At 47.6% G+C, this 15,806-nt stretch carries 18 protein-coding genes; 4 read left to right on the forward strand and 14 right to left on the reverse strand.

Features of this window, described 5'->3' with window-relative positions; genetic code table 11:
- Nucleotides 1-58 precede the first annotated feature (58 nt).
- The 5 genes from trmFO to ylqF all read right to left on the reverse strand — a co-directional run bounded on the left by trmFO (nt 59) and on the right by ylqF (nt 6,482).
- Nucleotides 59-1,420 carry a methylenetetrahydrofolate--tRNA-(uracil(54)-C(5))-methyltransferase (FADH(2)-oxidizing) TrmFO gene (trmFO, locus tag ACRYI5_RS02565; protein WP_448224167.1) on the reverse strand — a complete coding sequence of 454 codons (1,362 nt, stop codon included), beginning with the start codon at nt 1,418-1,420 and terminating at the stop codon, nt 59-61.
- Nucleotides 1,421-1,567: 147 nt separating this feature from the next.
- Nucleotides 1,568-3,658 (reverse strand): type I DNA topoisomerase, encoded by a 2,091-nt coding sequence (topA, locus tag ACRYI5_RS02570; protein WP_448224168.1) that lies wholly within the window; start codon nt 3,656-3,658, stop codon nt 1,568-1,570.
- 171 nt (nt 3,659-3,829) lie between these two features.
- A complete protein-coding gene (gene dprA, locus ACRYI5_RS02575) occupies nt 3,830-4,723 on the reverse strand; it encodes a DNA-processing protein DprA (RefSeq protein WP_448224169.1) in 894 nt (297 codons plus the stop codon).
- 108 nt (nt 4,724-4,831) lie between these two features.
- Complete coding sequence (locus ACRYI5_RS02580; RefSeq protein WP_448224170.1) at nt 4,832-5,623, reverse strand: ribonuclease HII; 792 nt, start codon at nt 5,621-5,623, stop codon at nt 4,832-4,834.
- Nucleotides 5,616-6,482 carry a ribosome biogenesis GTPase YlqF gene (gene ylqF / locus ACRYI5_RS02585; RefSeq protein WP_448224171.1) on the reverse strand — a complete coding sequence of 289 codons (867 nt, stop codon included), beginning with the start codon at nt 6,480-6,482 and terminating at the stop codon, nt 5,616-5,618. The genes ACRYI5_RS02580 and ylqF overlap by 8 nt, the downstream gene beginning before the upstream one ends.
- A 463-nt stretch (nt 6,483-6,945) precedes the next feature.
- Between ylqF and ACRYI5_RS02590 the strand changes: the two genes are divergently transcribed.
- Entirely contained in the window at nt 6,946-7,287 is a 342-nt protein-coding gene (locus tag ACRYI5_RS02590; RefSeq protein WP_407880435.1) for an iron chaperone, read from the forward strand.
- Nucleotides 7,288-7,453: 166 nt separating this feature from the next.
- Here the strand turns inward: ACRYI5_RS02590 and ACRYI5_RS02595 are convergent, their stop codons facing one another.
- Genes ACRYI5_RS02595 through ACRYI5_RS02605 form a run of 3 tightly spaced genes read right to left on the reverse strand, consistent with a single transcriptional unit; the run spans nt 7,454 to nt 8,713 of the window.
- On the reverse strand, nt 7,454-7,795 hold the full coding sequence (locus ACRYI5_RS02595) for a hypothetical protein (RefSeq protein WP_448224172.1): 342 nt from the start codon (nt 7,793-7,795) through the stop codon (nt 7,454-7,456).
- Between the two features lie 36 nt (nt 7,796-7,831).
- On the reverse strand, nt 7,832-8,038 hold the full coding sequence (locus ACRYI5_RS02600) for a TMEM175 family protein (protein WP_448224173.1): 207 nt from the start codon (nt 8,036-8,038) through the stop codon (nt 7,832-7,834).
- Nucleotides 8,039-8,068: 30 nt separating this feature from the next.
- Nucleotides 8,069-8,713 carry a TetR/AcrR family transcriptional regulator gene (locus ACRYI5_RS02605; protein WP_448224174.1) on the reverse strand — a complete coding sequence of 215 codons (645 nt, stop codon included), beginning with the start codon at nt 8,711-8,713 and terminating at the stop codon, nt 8,069-8,071.
- A gap of 101 nt (nt 8,714-8,814) precedes the next feature.
- On the opposite strand from ACRYI5_RS02605, the gene ACRYI5_RS02610 reads away from it, so the two are divergent.
- Both ACRYI5_RS02610 and ACRYI5_RS02615 read left to right on the forward strand, forming a co-directional pair.
- Nucleotides 8,815-9,819, forward strand: a complete 1,005-nt coding sequence (locus tag ACRYI5_RS02610) for an NAD-dependent epimerase/dehydratase family protein (protein ID WP_407880429.1) — start codon at nt 8,815-8,817, stop codon at nt 9,817-9,819.
- A gap of 17 nt (nt 9,820-9,836) precedes the next feature.
- Nucleotides 9,837-10,457 (forward strand): NAD(P)-dependent oxidoreductase, encoded by a 621-nt coding sequence (locus ACRYI5_RS02615; protein WP_407880427.1) that lies wholly within the window; start codon nt 9,837-9,839, stop codon nt 10,455-10,457.
- 222 nt (nt 10,458-10,679) lie between these two features.
- Here the strand turns inward: ACRYI5_RS02615 and ACRYI5_RS02620 are convergent, their stop codons facing one another.
- Nucleotides 10,680-11,543 (reverse strand): NAD(P)-dependent oxidoreductase, encoded by an 864-nt coding sequence (locus ACRYI5_RS02620; protein ID WP_448224175.1) that lies wholly within the window; start codon nt 11,541-11,543, stop codon nt 10,680-10,682.
- A gap of 253 nt (nt 11,544-11,796) precedes the next feature.
- Between ACRYI5_RS02620 and ACRYI5_RS02625 the strand changes: the two genes are divergently transcribed.
- Complete coding sequence (locus ACRYI5_RS02625) at nt 11,797-12,414, forward strand: isochorismatase family protein (protein WP_448224176.1); 618 nt, start codon at nt 11,797-11,799, stop codon at nt 12,412-12,414.
- A 102-nt stretch (nt 12,415-12,516) separates the two neighbouring features.
- Here the strand turns inward: ACRYI5_RS02625 and ACRYI5_RS02630 are convergent, their stop codons facing one another.
- From ACRYI5_RS02630 to ACRYI5_RS02650, 5 genes are all read right to left on the reverse strand, one after another.
- The gene (locus tag ACRYI5_RS02630) at nt 12,517-13,338 is read right to left on the reverse strand and encodes an SDR family NAD(P)-dependent oxidoreductase (protein WP_448224303.1); all 822 of its coding nucleotides are present in this window, start codon (nt 13,336-13,338) and stop codon (nt 12,517-12,519) included.
- Between the two features lie 26 nt (nt 13,339-13,364).
- Nucleotides 13,365-13,772 carry an ester cyclase gene (locus ACRYI5_RS02635; protein WP_448224177.1) on the reverse strand — a complete coding sequence of 136 codons (408 nt, stop codon included), beginning with the start codon at nt 13,770-13,772 and terminating at the stop codon, nt 13,365-13,367.
- A 12-nt stretch (nt 13,773-13,784) separates the two neighbouring features.
- Nucleotides 13,785-14,390, reverse strand: coding sequence for an NAD(P)-dependent oxidoreductase (locus ACRYI5_RS02640; RefSeq protein WP_448224178.1), 606 nt, complete (start codon nt 14,388-14,390; stop codon nt 13,785-13,787).
- Between the two features lie 61 nt (nt 14,391-14,451).
- Complete coding sequence (locus tag ACRYI5_RS02645; RefSeq protein WP_448224179.1) at nt 14,452-15,030, reverse strand: TetR/AcrR family transcriptional regulator; 579 nt, start codon at nt 15,028-15,030, stop codon at nt 14,452-14,454.
- 170 nt (nt 15,031-15,200) lie between these two features.
- Entirely contained in the window at nt 15,201-15,803 is a 603-nt protein-coding gene (locus tag ACRYI5_RS02650) for an NADPH-dependent FMN reductase (RefSeq protein ID WP_448224180.1), read from the reverse strand.
- Between the last annotated feature and the right edge of the window lie 3 nt (nt 15,804-15,806).

A 15,806-nucleotide genomic window follows, 5' to 3' on the forward strand; every position in this document is an offset into this window, starting at 1 on the left:
GCAAATTAGCGGAGGCTTGACAAGCGTTGTTCAATTTTATTGAAACCGGTTGCCGGATTTATTCAGCTGGTGTTGGTGTCAGTACCGTGTCAGTTGCAACGGGCGTGATCGCTAACGTTGGCAAAAATTCATCCAGTGCCCCCAGTGCGCGAAGTGCAACGGCAGTATTACGTTCACGTTTATCACGAATCCGGTGGTCTAAACCAGGAACAATCCCAAAGTTTGCATTCATTGGTTGGAAATGGTCTGGATCAGCCGTCGTAATGTAATTTGCCATGGCACCAACCATGGTCGTCTTTGGAAAGACCGCTGGCTGTTCATTTAGCGCCACGCGGGCCGCATTGATCCCGGCAAGAATCCCGGAAGCGGCACTTTCAATGTACCCTTCGACCCCTGTCATCTGGCCAGCAAAGAACAAGGTTTTCCGGCTCTTTGTCTGGTACGTTGCGTCCAGTAACTTCGGTGATTTCAGGAATGAATTCCGGTGCATCACCCCGTAACGAACAAACGTCGCCTTTTCTAATCCGGGAATCATGCGGAACACGCGCTTTTGTTCGCCCCATTTTAAATGCGTTTGGAAACCAACGATGTTATACAGGTTCCCGGCCGCATTGTCCTGCCGTAACTGAACAACCGCAAATGGCCGTTTGCCAGTCCGGGGGTCATCTAAACCGACTGGCTTCAGTGGCCCGTATAAAAGTGTTTGTCGGCCCCGTTTGGCCATCACTTCCACTGGCATACACCCTTCAAAGACATCGCTATCTTCAAAATCGTGCACGTCCGCCGTTTCAGCATGAATTAAGGCGTCATAAAACGCGTTGTATTCGGTTTCGTTCATTGGTGCGTTGAGGTAGGAGGCCTCACCCTTGTCGTAACGTGACTTCAGGTAAACCTTCTCCATGTCCAGTGAATCCTTATTTAAAATTGGCGCAGCGGCGTCGAAGAAATGTAAATCATCTTCTGCGGTAAAGGCCTTAACAGCGTCAGCTAACGGTCCCGCGGTCAAGGGCCCCGTGGCGACCACCGTGATGCCATCAGGAATGGCAGTCACTTCACCTGAAATCACTTCAACGTTTGGCAAGGCGGTCAATTCAGCCGTGATTTGTTCGGCAAATGGTGTCCGATCAACGGCTAAGGCGCCGCCAGCTGGAACCGCGTTTGCGTCAGCGGAACGAATCACGATACTGTCCATGCGCCGCATTTCTTCCTTTAGCAAACCAGCAGCGTTGCTGATCTGATTGGCACGCAGTGAGTTTGTGCAGACAAGTTCTGCAAAATTACCGGTTTCATGAGCTGGTGTTAGTTTTGTGGGCCGCATTTCGTATAAACGAACGTTGACCCCCATTTTGGCGATGTGATAAGCCGCTTCACTCCCGGCTAACCCGGCGCCAATCACATTAACAGTGGGCGTAGATTCCATGCTGAATAACCTCGTTTTCTTTTGACTAAAAGTTTAATGATCATGTCTCATTGTAGGCCATCACAGGCAGGCTGTCAGCCTTATTTAAAGAAAACAGCCACCAATTCTGGTGTGCTCCCAGAAATGGTGACTGTATTTAAAGATAACTTACTTTTGAACGGCTTCTTCGTAATCACCGTTTGGACAAACGACCTGTTTGCCACCCTTGACCTTCTTTTCAACCAAGAAGTGACCATCCTTAGGACAATCACGGCCAATTGGCTTATCCCATGACACAAAGTCACAGTCAGGGAACCGGGAACAACCGTAGAATAACCGGTTGCGTTTTGACTTCCGTTCAATGATCTGCCCTTTATGACACTTCGGACAAACAACGCCAATTTCCTTCACGATGGCCTTCGTGTTCCGACAATCAGGGAACCGGGAACAAGCAAAGAACTTACCGTAGCGGCCCATTTTAACCACCATGGGTGCCCCACAGATATCACAATCAAAACCAGCTGGTTCGTCCTTGATCTTGATTTTCTCCATGTTCTCTTCGGCTTTTTTAACTTCCGTTGAGAAGGGCTTAAAGAACTCATCAACAACCTTTACCCAGGCTTCAGAGCCCTTTTCGATCCCGTCCAACCGTTTTTCTAAGTCAGCCGTGAACTCCACGTCTTCAATGTCTGGGAAAAAGTCGACGATAACGTTATTCACGATCTCACCGAGTTCCGTCGGGACAAACCGCCGGGCGTCTAACTTCACGTAGTTCCGTCGTTGAATGGTGTCTAACGTTGGCGCATACGTGGATGGACGACCGACACCATTTTCTTCCAGTGCATGAATCAAATTAGCTTCTGAATAACGTGCCGGTGGCTGTGTAAAGTGCTGTTGTGGGTCATTTTTGGTCATCTTAACCGCATCATCGACTGCTAAATCAGGCAACACGTTGTCCTTTTCAGCAGCCCCTTTATAAACCTTGGTGAATCCAGCAAACTTTGTTTTTGAACCATTTGCACGGAACTGAACATCATTTTGATCAATGGTCACCGTCATCGTATCAGACACTTCAGCCGTCATTTGTGAGGCCACAAACCGGTTCCAAATCAGCTGGTAGAGCCGGAATTGATCATTTGTCAAAAATTCCTTCATGTCAGCAGGCGTTCGGTTCACACTGGTTGGCCGAACTGCTTCATGGGCATCCTGGGCCCCTTCTGGTAGCTTGCCCTTAACCGGTTTAACCGCAGCGTATTCAGCCCCGTACTTTTCATGAATGAAGGCGGAGGCTTCTTGCTTAGCTACGTGGGCGATCCGGGTGGAGTCAGTCCGCATATAAGTAATCAGCCCAACACTACCACCCTTACCAATGTTGATTCCTTCATACAACTGTTGAGCAGCCATCATCGTCTTCCGTGTCCGGTAATTCAGCTGCCGGTTGGCAACCTGTTGCATCGTGGACGTTGTAAACGGTGGTTGCGGCATCCGCCGCCGTTCTTTCCGAACAACATCGGTAATCGTAAACGGCTTTTTTTGATCAATCTGCTTTAACACATCTTGAACTTCATCGACGTTTGCAAGGCCCATCTTTTTACCATGGGTGCCGTAGAAGCTCGCAGCAAATTTACTCCGTCCCTTGCTAAATTCTGAATCGATCGACCAGTATTCAACGGGTTTAAAGTCTTTAATTTCCTGCTCCCGCTTGATGATCAAGGCAAGCGCGATACTCTGAACCCGTCCGGCAGACAGGCCCTTTTTAACTTTCTTCCACAGGATCGGTGAGATAGAATACCCCACCAACCGGTCTAAAATTCGGCGGGCTTGTTGAGCATCCACCAGGTCCATGTCAATGTCCCGTGGTTGTTTAAACGCATTTTTAACCGTGTCCTTCGTGATTTCGTTAAAAACCACCCGGTTCTTTTCATCTGGATCGAGCTTTAATAAGTGGGATAAATGCCATGCAATGGCTTCCCCTTCACGATCCGGGTCAGATGCAAGGTACACGCGCTTAGCGTTTTTTGCATCCTTGCGAAGTTCTTTAATGGTATCCCCTTTACCACGAATGGAAATGTAGTGGGGTTCATAATTATTTTCAACGTCGACACCCATTTGTGACTTCGGTAAGTCACGAATATGTCCCTTGCTGGCAACCACTTTGTAGTTCCGGCCAAGGTACTTTTCAATGGTTTTCGCCTTTGATGGTGATTCGACAATGACCAAATTTTTTTTGATCTTTGATTTGGTTTTAGACGTCGCCATGAGGCCACTCCCTTGTTTCAAATGATTTAATGTTACGGAAACTTGATTACATTCAACTACCCATTATTAGCAGTTAAATCTAAATCACCATACTGCACGGGGCGGGGACCTGTCAACTAATTTGAAAGTTTTCTACTATATTATGTTAAAACGACCGGCTTTGACCGCTTGTTAAGGTTCATTTTGTAACGTCAAAAGAACGTCCGCTGCACACGTTACCGGAACTGCGCCGGCAGCGATAAGGGCGTTACACCCAGCAGACATTGGATCCGTGATTCGTCCCGGAACCGCAAGAATGGTTCGATTTTCTTGGAGGCCAATGTTGGCAGTAATGAGACTCCCTGACCGAGCGGCGGCCTCCACCACAAGAATTGCCTGCGAAAGCCCGGCAATGATGCGGTTTCGCTCAGGAAAGCGAAATCGTGCGGGTGGCGTCTTGAGCGGATATTCACTGATCACTAACTGTTCACGGGTCAACCGTTGTTGAAGTGACCGGTTGGCCGCCGGATATGCCACATCAAGGCCAGTCCCAATCACCGCAACTGTTGCACCATGGTTCATGAGCGCCTGTTGGTGGCTAAGCGCGTCAACACCAGCGGCCAGGCCGGAAATAATCGGCAATTGGCGGTTCACTAACGTTGGTAGCCACTGATTAAGCACCGTGTAGGCATACGGGCTGGCCTTCCGTGAACCAACAATCGCTAACCCGGGTGTTTGGGCCAACCGCCAGTTCCCCCGGCTAAACAACACCAGTGGTGCCGCGTAGAGTTCCCGTAAATAACGCGGGTAATCGTCATCCAGAATCGTGGTTACCTTGCAGGTTTGCAAATGGTGCTGAACCCGGTCTGCTAACGCCCGCCCCTGCCACTGATTCATAATTTGATCCTGTTGTTCCGCCGAGCTGGTTACGATCTCACACAAGCTTTGAAGCGTCAAGCACTCCTCATGGTGGGTCTGTAAATAGGCCCACACTTGTCGGCGGCCTGCCAGGCCAATGCCACTCTGCACCAGTAAACATAGCCGAATCAAGAACTGCCGGTTTTGTTCAATAACCGGTTCCCCCAAGGTAACACCCCCTGTTTCTTAGATTCTTACCTAAACCTACGGAAAACGGCGCTAAAATGTTTGTCATCATCAAAAAAAGCCGTCAAAAATTGACGACTTTTGGTTAATTTATGATTGAGCTAAGCGATTGGCCACCGGGCTAAACGACCGCCGATGAATCGGGGTCACGCCCTGGTCATCTAACGCCGTTAAATGAACCTTGGTGCCGTAACCGTCGTTTTGTTGGAATCCATACCCAGGATAAATCTGATCGTACATCGTCATCAAATGATCCCGGTACACTTTAGCGACGATACTAGCCGCCCCAATACTGATGGAGCGAGCGTCCCCTTTGATCAACTTTTGCTGGTCAATTGGTACATCAATTTGCATGGCATCGATCAATAGCAAGTCGGGTTGTTGTGGTAACGCCAACACCGCATCCCGCATGGCAACCCGGGTCGCTTGGTAAATATTGAGGGTATCAATCTGCTTTGGTGACGCGATCCCAATCCCCACGCCCACACACGCTGCCAGAATCTGTGGGTATAACCTTTCGCGATCCTGCGCTGTTAGTTGCTTCGAGTCATTGACTCCCAGCACATGGAAATCATGTGGTAATTCAATTGCACAGGTCACCACGGGACCAGCCAGCGGCCCACGGCCCACTTCATCAATCCCAACGACGTGCTCCTGTCCGCGCGCCCACGCGGCCTGTTCCAGTTGTAACCGTTCTGCAAAGGCCGCTTCACGCGCCGCCTCGTGTTCAAACGTACGTTTTGTACGTTCTAAGAGTGTCACGACCCCTTTTCGTGGATCATCTGCCAACGCCGTTAGCAATGGGTCATTGGCCTCTGTTACCGCCGCTAACTGGGCTTTGATCGCCGCAATCGTCGGCCGCTTTACCGTGGGTTCAGTCATCTTGATCACTTACTTCTAAGTCACTTGGTGAGTCAAACGTTAGCCGCCCAAGTTTGCCCTTTCGAAGGTCCAGCAGTAACCGTTCGCTCCCGCGTTCGTAGTCGTCCTTAAAGCCCAGTCGCTTGGTCAGCGCTAGCAATAAATCAACATCGCTGCCAGCTAGTTCATCTGCCGTTAAATGATACCGCTCCGCGAGATCACTTAACTGGTCGTGCTCACGTAAAAAGGTGATGGCAAAGAGGGCCACGTCATCTTTTGCAAACAAAGAATCCTTAATGGCTCCTGTAAGGGCCAACTTTTTACCAACCAGTGGGTCTTCAAACTTCGGCCATAGAACCCCAGGAGTGTCCAACAGTTGCAGGTCATTTCCGGCCTTTAACCACTGTTGCTTTTTTGTGACCCCAGGGCGATCGCCAGTCACCGCCACCTTCTTGTTCACCAAGCGGTTTAACAGCGTTGACTTCCCAACGTTTGGAATCCCAGCCACAACAGCGCGAATCGTTTGGGACTGAATGCCTTTATCTGCTGCCCGGGCCTGTTGTTCTTTTAAAACCTCACGGGCCGCTTTAGTAAGGTTCGGAATTAATTTCCGGTCGTTAACATCCACCGCAATGGCGGCCTGACCGTGTTCTCTGTAATACCGTAACCAGGCAGCCGTCATTTTTGGGTCAGCCAAATCGCTCTTTTCAAGAATCAGCAACTTGGGCTTTTGGGCCACGACGTCAGCTAATTCCGGATTCCGTGAGGCTTCTGGAATTCGGGCGTCAACCAGTTCAAACACAATGTCGATCACCTTTAAATTTTCGCGCAGTTGCCGGAGGGCTTTCGCCATGTGTCCGGGGAACCATTGAATTGTCATTTATAAACTCCTTTATTATCATTTAACTTGTGACTAACTTTTTTCAAAACTAGCTCTTTCTAGTGCTTAATGAAGACCTCACTATATAAAATAACATAATTAACTAACAGTTCTTTTTGATTCGAGGCGATTCTTTTAGCAACAGCGGCTTTTTAATGGTTCAACATGCGGATGGTGAACCTAAACTTCAGTAACCATACTGATCATAAAATTGCGTCTCACTACTCACTTTGCTATGATGCTGTCATCAAGGTGAATGCCATTTTTAGTTAAGTGTGATTTAACCGTCACGTCAGTAATCATTATTTTATGACACTACCTGGCCATACTAAGCACTCACACCGTAAAATTAACCAGCACTGGAACAAAGTCCCTTGGTCATTTTAAACGGGCCTACAGCATTATGCAAATGGGATTGTGCTCAATTTACCAAACCGCGTAATCAAGAATTGGAGGCGCTCAAATGACTGTTATTGACGACTATATCCGTGCTGCTGAACCGGATAAGCAACCACGTTTGCAAGCAATTAACGAAACCATCAAAACGGTGCTACCTGACGCGACGGAAAAAATAAGTTGGAACATGCCAACCTATTGGCAGGGGCATAACTTAATTCACTTCGCCGCGTTCAAACACCATATCGGCATTTACCCAACACCTGCCGCGCTAAACGCATTCTCAGACGCAGTCGCGGCTTATCCGCATACCAAAGGTGCCATGCAGATTCCAGATGGCACGCCGTTGCCATTAGCGTTAATCCGCCAATTAGCACATTTTCAACTCGAACAAGAATTAACCAAATAGAGGAACCGCAATTAGGTGAAGTCAACCAACCTAATTGCGGTTTTTATTCTGGAAAGCCCCCCTCGTTTAACCAACTGGTTTGGGCTGACACCTTTGCCATAACGCAACCCATCGAGTCGTGACATTTGTTAAGGAGATTTATATTTTCATCAGAAATCCTTTGGCGCTAAACCATGTTTCGGCGATTAGCAAGCTTGTTTGACACCACCTGAACCAACACCGTTACGATGGGGGTCAACACCCCAATTTCAGGAACCACGGTGAGCGCTGTGATGGCAATAACACACCAGCAAACGTTGGCAATCACCATGAAAGGCCCTGCCTGCCGTTCCTGAAAGCCAGCCACATCTGTTTCCGCCGGATTATCGCGCCGAATGAGATAAGACATTAGTTGGGCCGCCAACAACCACAATAAATTTTCGGCAATGTAAACAAGTTCTGCGCCCCAGTATTCTGGAAACCGGCCAACAAAGGACGTTGTTACTGGTAAAAATGACAGAACGAACAACCAAATCGAAATGCCGATAAAGCCCCCCAGCTTAATTTATTTGATTGAAATAAACATTTGGTGCTGAATGTACCAGCTAAACATAACTAAGATAAACGTCATTAAATACGAAAAGGCCATCCGCCATTCACTGAAAAGCAGTGTCAAACTCGCCTCTTCTGGCACCTTAATTTCTAAAATCAAAACGGTCAAAACGATGGCAATAATCGCGTCAATAAAGGCTTCCACCCGACTTTTATTCATAAGAATTCTCCTTGATCCACAACAATTGGTTTAAGAAATCAACGCATAGGTTGCTCGAAATTCAGCCAAGATCACGGCTTTAAACGGCTTAATGGTTGCAACATCCACTTGTGCTTGCGCCTCAGGCGTTAACAGCCCCTGTAACTGAAGTGATAACCCGTCTTCAAGATATCGTTCAGCCTGATCTAGTGATAGTTGGTGCAGTCTTACCTGCTGTAAAATTGTTTTAACCAATGCATCCGCCTGAAAAATAACAAAACCAGGGGAATACGTGGGCACAACAGCTCCTACCGTTTGACCTCGGGTAACGTAGGCCGCCAATTGTTCAAAGTAATCGCGGTAGGCCGCATTGAGTTGCTGCGCCAGCTCTGGATACCCCCGTTGCAGATCGGTCATAAACGAGTCGGTGGTTGAACCCATCAACAGGATCGAATTAAGCCAAACGGATAAAAAGGAGGCCGTTGTGAACTGCTTCGGCACCGGATTTTCCGTTAAAAACTGAAAATGGCGTGCCACGACGGCCTGAACGATGTCATCCTTGTTCTTAAAGTATAGATATAACGTGGCCCGGCTAACGTCCACAGCGGCCGCTAAACGGCTCATCGACAATTTTTGAAAGCCTTCAATCAAAATTACGTGATTCAATTTAATGGTTAGTTCTCGTTGATCAATCACTATTTTCCACCTCATCTTCAAAATAAATTTTACCATGGCTTTACATTTTAGACAATAAATTGTATTATCTGTCTAATTTAAAAAATCGAGGCTATTTAATCATGAAAAAAATTGTTGTTTCTGGCGGTTCAGGATTCGTTGCCACCTGGGTCGTTGCTGAATTACTGAATCATCACTACGCGGTGGCGGCCAGCCTGCGATCATTAACAAAGGCAGACGCCATCAAAACTGCAATCGGTCACTACGTTCAACCAGAAGATCTGACCCATTTGACCTTCTTTAAAGCTGACTTAACCAGCCCAGATGGGTGGCAGGCCGCGATGACTGGGGCCGACGGCGTTATCCATGTTGCGTCACCACTGGGAAACGGAACTGAATCAACGGAAGAACTCGTTCATGTTGCGACCAGTGGCGTTTTAAACGTTCTTCAGGCGGCCAATGATGCAGGCGTTAAGCGGGTTGTGATGACGAGTTCACAAGCCGCCGCTACACCAGATAGTCACGCGACGGGAACGTTTGATGAAACTTTTTGGACGGATTTGAATAATCCAGAACTTGACCCCTACCGAATTTCTAAGGTTAAGGCCGAACAAGCAGCATGGGCGTTTGCTGAGCAACACGGCTTGGCGTTAACAACCATTCTCCCCGGAGCCATTTTTGGTCCGGTCATCACAACTAATTTAAGTTCAAATCGCATCTTGCTCCAATTTCTCAAGGGTCAGCGGACACTGCCAAAAGTGCCTCTGGAAATCAGTGATGTTCGCGATTTAGCTCAGTTACACCGGCTGGCATTTGAAAATCCGCGAGCCGTTGGGAAACGTTACATCGCATCCTCGCAGACGTTGACGATGCTAGAAGTGGCCCGCCTCTACCAGGATGCCTTCCCTACCCGGCACCTTCATCCCCACCAGTTACCTAACTGGACAACCCGGTTACTGGCCCGCTTCATCCCAAGCCTCCGCTCCCTCGTTCCGATGTTGAATCGGCAGTATCACCACACAACCGCCGCAGCAGAAGCTGACCTTGACTGGTACCAGCACACCCCTGAGACAACGGTCCTTGATGCAGCTAATCGATTGATCGAGCTGGGTCTTGTAAAAAAATAAAGAGAAGGTTAATGAATATGAAAATTGGCATTATTGGCGCCACCGGCAAGACTGGTCAAGCCCTTTTAAAAGTTGCCCATGACCGCCAGCTGGCGGTCACGGCCATTATCCGCGACCCCACAAAACTTGCTGACAAGACCGTCCCCGTCATTGTTCGCGACGTCTTTGCGTTAACGTCGAGCGACGTTTCCGATTTTGATGTTTTGATTTGTGCGTTCGCGTCTGGGAAAAAATCATTGTATGCCCGCGTCAATCAACACTTAGCAACGCTTTTAGAAAACCGTTCGACAAGACTCATCGTGGTTGGTTCTGGGGCAACACTATTTACTGACAATCTCCGAACAAAAACGGTTGCCGATCAGCTTCCGTTACTCATGAAACCGGCTAGTGCAGCCCACTTCAAAGCGCTCACTGTTTTGAAGACTGCCCCAGGGCTTAACTGGACGTACGTCGCGCCCCCAATGAACTACTTACCAGCCGGCCCCGCTACTGGGCAATATCAGGTTGGTACCGATGTGTTATTGTATGACCACCAGCATAAATCACAAATTAGCTACGCCGATATGGCGGTTGCCCTCTTAGATGAGGCGGTCACGAATGCCCATCCAAATTCTGTTATGACCGTTGCCTGGCGCTAGGTGCACGCCATCAGTTTAAATCGTAAAAACAAACAGGGCCTCATGCTTTCAAGGTTCCCAGTTTTAAGTTTTCTGCATCAAACAGCGTGTTGATCGAATTTCCTACAAAAAATATCGTTGATTCCTACCGACAATTAAATCGGCAGGAATCAACGATATTTTTGTTCTGATAATGCTGTCGTCAATTCTTAAACGACCAGCATGGTCATGGCAACCCAAGCCCTAAAGTTCAGTTCTAAACTGTGGGAGCTTTGTTGCCTTTGTTGTGATATCAATAAAGCGCGCTTGCTGTGGATCATCGTTAACAGCGGCCCATAGCCGTTTTTGTGCTGCCTGTGTGATGTCAAGTGGCACGAGCGGTTCGCCAGCAGCCAATAATTCGTCCACATCGTGAACAGAGTCTTTCAACGGTCGTGGATCATCCACGTTTAACGCCCGGTTGACCACTGCGGCCATTGGCCCAACCTTTAATAGATCAATGACGGTTTGGTAATCGATCTCATAGGCATCGGCTAAATCTAGCGATTCACGAATCCCCGCTTCCGCAGCCATAATTAAAACATTGCTAACCAATTTTAACTTCGCACCAGTCCCTAGAGGGCCTTCAAACCGCGTTTTACCCATTCGGTTTAAGATAGGTGTAATTAATTTAATTGTACTAGCGTCACCGCCGGCCATAAACGTCAGCGTGCCGTCACGTGCGTAGCTAACGCCCCCGTTCATCGGTGCGTCAATAAGATATGTTTCGGCAGGCATTGCGGCGTTAATCGCCGTGATTTTATCCGGATTCAGCGTCGATGTAATCACCAAAATGCTGTTTGGTTGAAGAAACTTCACAATGCCAGGGTGAAGGTCATCACCGACATGCAGCGGTAGAACGTCATAAAACATAACGGCAGTAATAACGAGTTCAGCTTCACTGACGGCATCTTGCAAAGATGATGCAACGGTGACCCCGGACTGGTTGAGAAATGGGGTTCGTTTTGCCGGCTCCTTATCCCAAACGACCACGGTGTTATCATCACTGATCAAATGAGGCACCATTTGTGAACCCATATCGCCAAGACCAATAAATGCAATTTTCATGATAAAACCCCCTTGGTATTCTAGAAGTAAACATTTTAATTGTTCACACTTATTGTAAGAGGAATTCTTTCTAAAGAGAAGGATTCGTACTTTTGACACAAAAGCTCGTAAACACCCATATCCCAGTAGATTAAGCCATTTGTGAATCATAGCAATCGAATTAATTAACAAATAGTTGAATAATTAACGCGTTCGACTATACTGAACGTGGAACCGCTAACAAAAGGTAAAATCGAAAGAGGAGGCTTTTATTATGACCAGTAAACCAAAACGTAATTTCCATGACGATGAGTTACTTAATCCCGAGGACAGTGTCTTTTTATTAATCGATTACCAACCCACCCAAGTTAATTCAATCAACTCAATGAATCATGCAAAACTTGTTCAAAACATTGTGGCCGTTCAAAAAATCATCAATACGTTTAAAATTCCGACAATTCTATCAACGGTCAACGTTAAGACCGGACGAAACAAGGATACCATCCCACAACTAAAGGCATTACTTCCCGGCGTAAAATCTTACGATCGCACAACAATCAATGCGTGGGAGGATGCCGAAGTCTATGAAGCAATCCACGCAACCGGCCGCCATAAAATTATTATTGCAGCACTGTGGACGGAAGCCTGTTGCACCTTTCCAACGTTAGACGCGTTAAAGGAAGGTTATGATGTCTTCCCCGTCGCTGATTCAATCGGTGGAACAACGACCATTGCTCACGAAGCCGGTCTCCAACGAATGGTGAGTGCTGGTGCCCAGCTTACCAGCATTGCGCAATTGGGGTGTGAACTTCAACGTGACTGGAACCGGACAGAAACCGTCGACGGTTTCTTTGATGACATGGTGAATGCAGGCGCATTCTTAGAATTATAAGCCCTACCATTAACCTTTGGACCCACATGAGTTCACTTAATTAAAAATAATGCGGTCTCATTACCATCTGTCATGGTAGCGAGACCGCATTATTTTTTAGGCTTACTTCATGGACCGGCTGGTCATCCGCATCACAATGTTGTGGTACAGTCCGGGGTGAACACGGGCAACACGGGCCATCATCCGGTCACTAAAACTGTAGTAGTACCGGCGATGTGGACGTTCATCCGTGGCAGCCCGGTAAAAAACCTTAGCTAGATCAGCGGACGTCGCTGACGAATGGCTCCCGACACTTTCAACCATCGCTAACGTTCCGTTGATCAACGCCTGGTAGGGTGTGTTTGCTGAGACATTCTTTTTAATGGACCCCATGGCAATGTCTGCCCAAGCAGACTGTGTGCCGCCGGGTTCCACGATTACTGAACGGAGCCCAAACTGGCGAATTTCCATATCAAGGACATCGGACCAAACGTTTAGGGCATGCTTGGTGACGTGATACCAGCCACCAAGTGCCGAATACATGTCACCACCGATGGACGAAATGTTGACGATCCGGCCAAATTGCTGCTTTCTCATGGTTGGCAGGACAAGTTTCGTTAATTCAGCGGCACCAAAGAGATTGGTTTCAACCTGTTGGTGCGCCTTTTCTGAAGACACTTCTTCTAAGGGACCATACTCACCGTAACCGGCATTGTTGATTAACACGTCAAGCGTTGGCTGAGCCTGCGCGGCCCGGACAAATGATGCCCGTGAATCTGCGTCCGTTACATCAAGTGCAACCGGATGAATCCCCGCTCCTGTTGGAATTTTTTCAACCCGGCGCGCACCAGCGTAAACTTCCCATCCTTGATCTGCAAACAACAGGGTTGCCGCTTCTCCCATACCGCTTGAGGCACCTGTAATTAAAACTGTTTTCTTTGTCATCATGATAATCTCCCTTTCTTCATTAACTAAGCAATATGGCCTTGTTGTTTGAGCATCGCCAGAATGTCTTCTGAGAACCAGCCGTGGATGATTTTCCCACCTTTGACCGTGTATTTACCAAAGCCATTCCACTTGGCGTGCTTGTTAGTTGCTGGGTAGCCCATGAATTCGCCAACCTGAGTACCCTCATTTGTAAACTGAACCCAAACATCATCACCATGAACGGTAACGTCCAGAATCGTTAAGTGCATGTCACTAAACGCTTGAACACCACCACTCATAAAGGCTTTAAGTCCGTGAACAGTGCCAAGGGAGCCACCCTCCCACAGCAGATCTTCATCCCACACTTCGGCGATAACGTCACCGTTACCTTGGTTTAACCCCTCGTTGATAAACTTCATTACTGGTGCTAACGTTGCTTCTTCCTTTGTCATGTGAATGACCTCCTAGTCTTGAATGTACACTGAATCGTGACTGTACCGATGGTTCGTTAAGTTTGTGATCATAAATTCGGCTAAATCTGCTCGGGCAATGTGGCCAGTGAGTGACTTATTGTCGTAATCACCGAACCTGTATGCGTGAGTCGCCAGGCCATTCGTTAAGGTTGGTGGTTGAACGATCGTAAAGTCTAGACCAGCATGTCGGACAACGTGATCCTGCTTTTCCTTTGTCCGTAATATTGGGTGCATGGCCATCATAACGGCACGCATCCCAAGGCTCAGTTGCTTTCGACTTTCTGGGCTGGTCCCAAACCCTGTCAACAGTTCTACTCTGGTCATCCCCGTTTGTTTCATCGCCAGTGTAATGTTTTTGGTCGGCGTGACAATGTTGTCATCGCCCAGTGAAATGATCACAGCGTCACTGCCTGCCAATGCTGTGACCAGGCTCATAACATCCTCGTAATCAACGCGCTTCCATGAGACACCCTTACGAGATTCAGTCGGATGTTCATGACGGCTAACAGCCACGACCTCATGCCCTTGGCGTACCGACTCATCGATCAAATGGTGCCCAACGCTTCCCGTCGCTCCAAAAATGGCTACTTTCATCATTCAGCCTTCCTTTATTAAACAATCGTTTAGTTAAACAGCAAAAATGAAAGCCGTTACCGGCTTACTTTTTGATCAATCCATCAACGGATAGTTGAATGACCGCTTCCAATTCGTCAAGACCAACCGCCTGGTGCGCTGCCTGTCGTTCCTGAATTTGCATAATGAACGGACCAAACAATAAGACGGTGGCAGCCTCAATGTTATCTGTCACCAGACATTGCTGAGTAACAGCCTGCTGGAACAAGTCATTAAGCGGTTGTGCAGACGCATTTCCCTCTGCAAAGGCCGTCTTTGTGACTAACTCAGGGTTGGCACGAATTGCCGTTATGAAGATGGCCTCCAACGGGTAGTTCGTGTACATTCTGGCAAAATGGGTCACGGCTTGGTAAATTTTCTCCGGCATGGACTTCCCTTTTTCAATGTCAGCTTGGAGCCGATCATCAAAGAGGAGCTTGATTTTCAAGAACATCTGCGACAACATGTCGGTCTTATCCTTGAAGTACACATAGGGTGTCCCAGAACTGACGTGGGCGTACTTCGCAATTTTGCTAAACGATAGCCCTTGGATGCCCTCATCCTTAGTGATCACAAGGATCGCCTGTTCAATTAACTGCTTTTTTTGTTCATCAACTTTTCGCATAACTGCATATTAAACGATCGTTTAGTTATCGTCAACTATCACGCTAAACTTTTTAAAATAACGAGACAACAATAAAAACCATCATGTGCCCACGACTCAACCCGGCGGCCTGCCGGCTGAGTGATCAGCTTTACGATGGTTTTCTTATCTAAAGCACGGTTTCGTGCCCGTTAGTTTTCGTCAAACGGGTGTGTTGCAAAGAGTTCACTGTAAAAGGCAATCTTATGAATGGTCCGTTTAAGTTTGGCTTCGTAAAAATCTTTTGACGGTGCGTCAGGTAAAAACTGCCCGTCACTTGCAAAGTTTTTTTGCACATTTCCAATGGCAACCAGTGGTGGCAACGTGTATAACCCCAACCGGGTCAAAATTGGCACGATGTCCGCGCCACCAAACTGCCCACCACGAGCTGAATCTGAATAGGACATAACTAAGGCTGGTTTGTACTGGGCTTCATGGGCCAAGTAATCAAGGGCGTTTTTTAACACCGCTGGAAATGAGTGGTTATACTCTGGCGTTAACCAAATGTAGCCCTGTGCTGCCTTAACATCATCGATCCACGCCTGTTGATTTGCTGGCAACTGACGATCTTTATTATTCATTGGCGCTTCGTCTTCGTAGAAGAACGGAAGCTCATAGCTACCGACTTCCAAAAACTTCAACTGGACGCCGAATTCAGCCTCGTACGTTGCCTTTTGACTTTCTAAATAATGGAACAAATTTTTCCCAAGTGAACTTTGTCGGGAACTTCCTAAAATAATATCAATTGTAATCATTGG

This window comes from Furfurilactobacillus sp. WILCCON 0119, assembly GCF_053471565.1.

Excerpts from the sequence above, each read along its gene's own strand:
- trmFO (WP_448224167.1), bottom strand. The coding sequence starts at position 1,420 with ATGGAATCTACGCCCACTGTTAATGTGATTGGCGCCGGGTTAGCCGGG.
- topA (WP_448224168.1), bottom strand. The coding sequence starts at position 3,658 with ATGGCGACGTCTAAAACCAAATCAAAGATCAAAAAAAATTTGGTCATT.
- ACRYI5_RS02580 (WP_448224170.1), bottom strand. The coding sequence starts at position 5,623 with ATGACTGAACCCACGGTAAAGCGGCCGACGATTGCGGCGATCAAAGCC.
- ylqF (WP_448224171.1), bottom strand. The coding sequence starts at position 6,482 with ATGACAATTCAATGGTTCCCCGGACACATGGCGAAAGCCCTCCGGCAA.
- ACRYI5_RS02590 (WP_407880435.1), top strand. The coding sequence starts at position 6,946 with ATGACTGTTATTGACGACTATATCCGTGCTGCTGAACCGGATAAGCAA.
- ACRYI5_RS02600 (WP_448224173.1), bottom strand. The coding sequence starts at position 8,038 with ATGAATAAAAGTCGGGTGGAAGCCTTTATTGACGCGATTATTGCCATC.
- ACRYI5_RS02610 (WP_407880429.1), top strand. The coding sequence starts at position 8,815 with ATGAAAAAAATTGTTGTTTCTGGCGGTTCAGGATTCGTTGCCACCTGG.
- ACRYI5_RS02615 (WP_407880427.1), top strand. The coding sequence starts at position 9,837 with ATGAAAATTGGCATTATTGGCGCCACCGGCAAGACTGGTCAAGCCCTT.
- ACRYI5_RS02620 (WP_448224175.1), bottom strand. The coding sequence starts at position 11,543 with ATGAAAATTGCATTTATTGGTCTTGGCGATATGGGTTCACAAATGGTG.
- ACRYI5_RS02625 (WP_448224176.1), top strand. The coding sequence starts at position 11,797 with ATGACCAGTAAACCAAAACGTAATTTCCATGACGATGAGTTACTTAAT.
- ACRYI5_RS02630 (WP_448224303.1), bottom strand. The coding sequence starts at position 13,338 with ATGACAAAGAAAACAGTTTTAATTACAGGTGCCTCAAGCGGTATGGGA.
- ACRYI5_RS02635 (WP_448224177.1), bottom strand. The coding sequence starts at position 13,772 with ATGACAAAGGAAGAAGCAACGTTAGCACCAGTAATGAAGTTTATCAAC.
- ACRYI5_RS02640 (WP_448224178.1), bottom strand. The coding sequence starts at position 14,390 with ATGATGAAAGTAGCCATTTTTGGAGCGACGGGAAGCGTTGGGCACCAT.
- ACRYI5_RS02645 (WP_448224179.1), bottom strand. The coding sequence starts at position 15,030 with ATGCGAAAAGTTGATGAACAAAAAAAGCAGTTAATTGAACAGGCGATC.
- ACRYI5_RS02650 (WP_448224180.1), bottom strand. The coding sequence starts at position 15,803 with ATGATTACAATTGATATTATTTTAGGAAGTTCCCGACAAAGTTCACTT.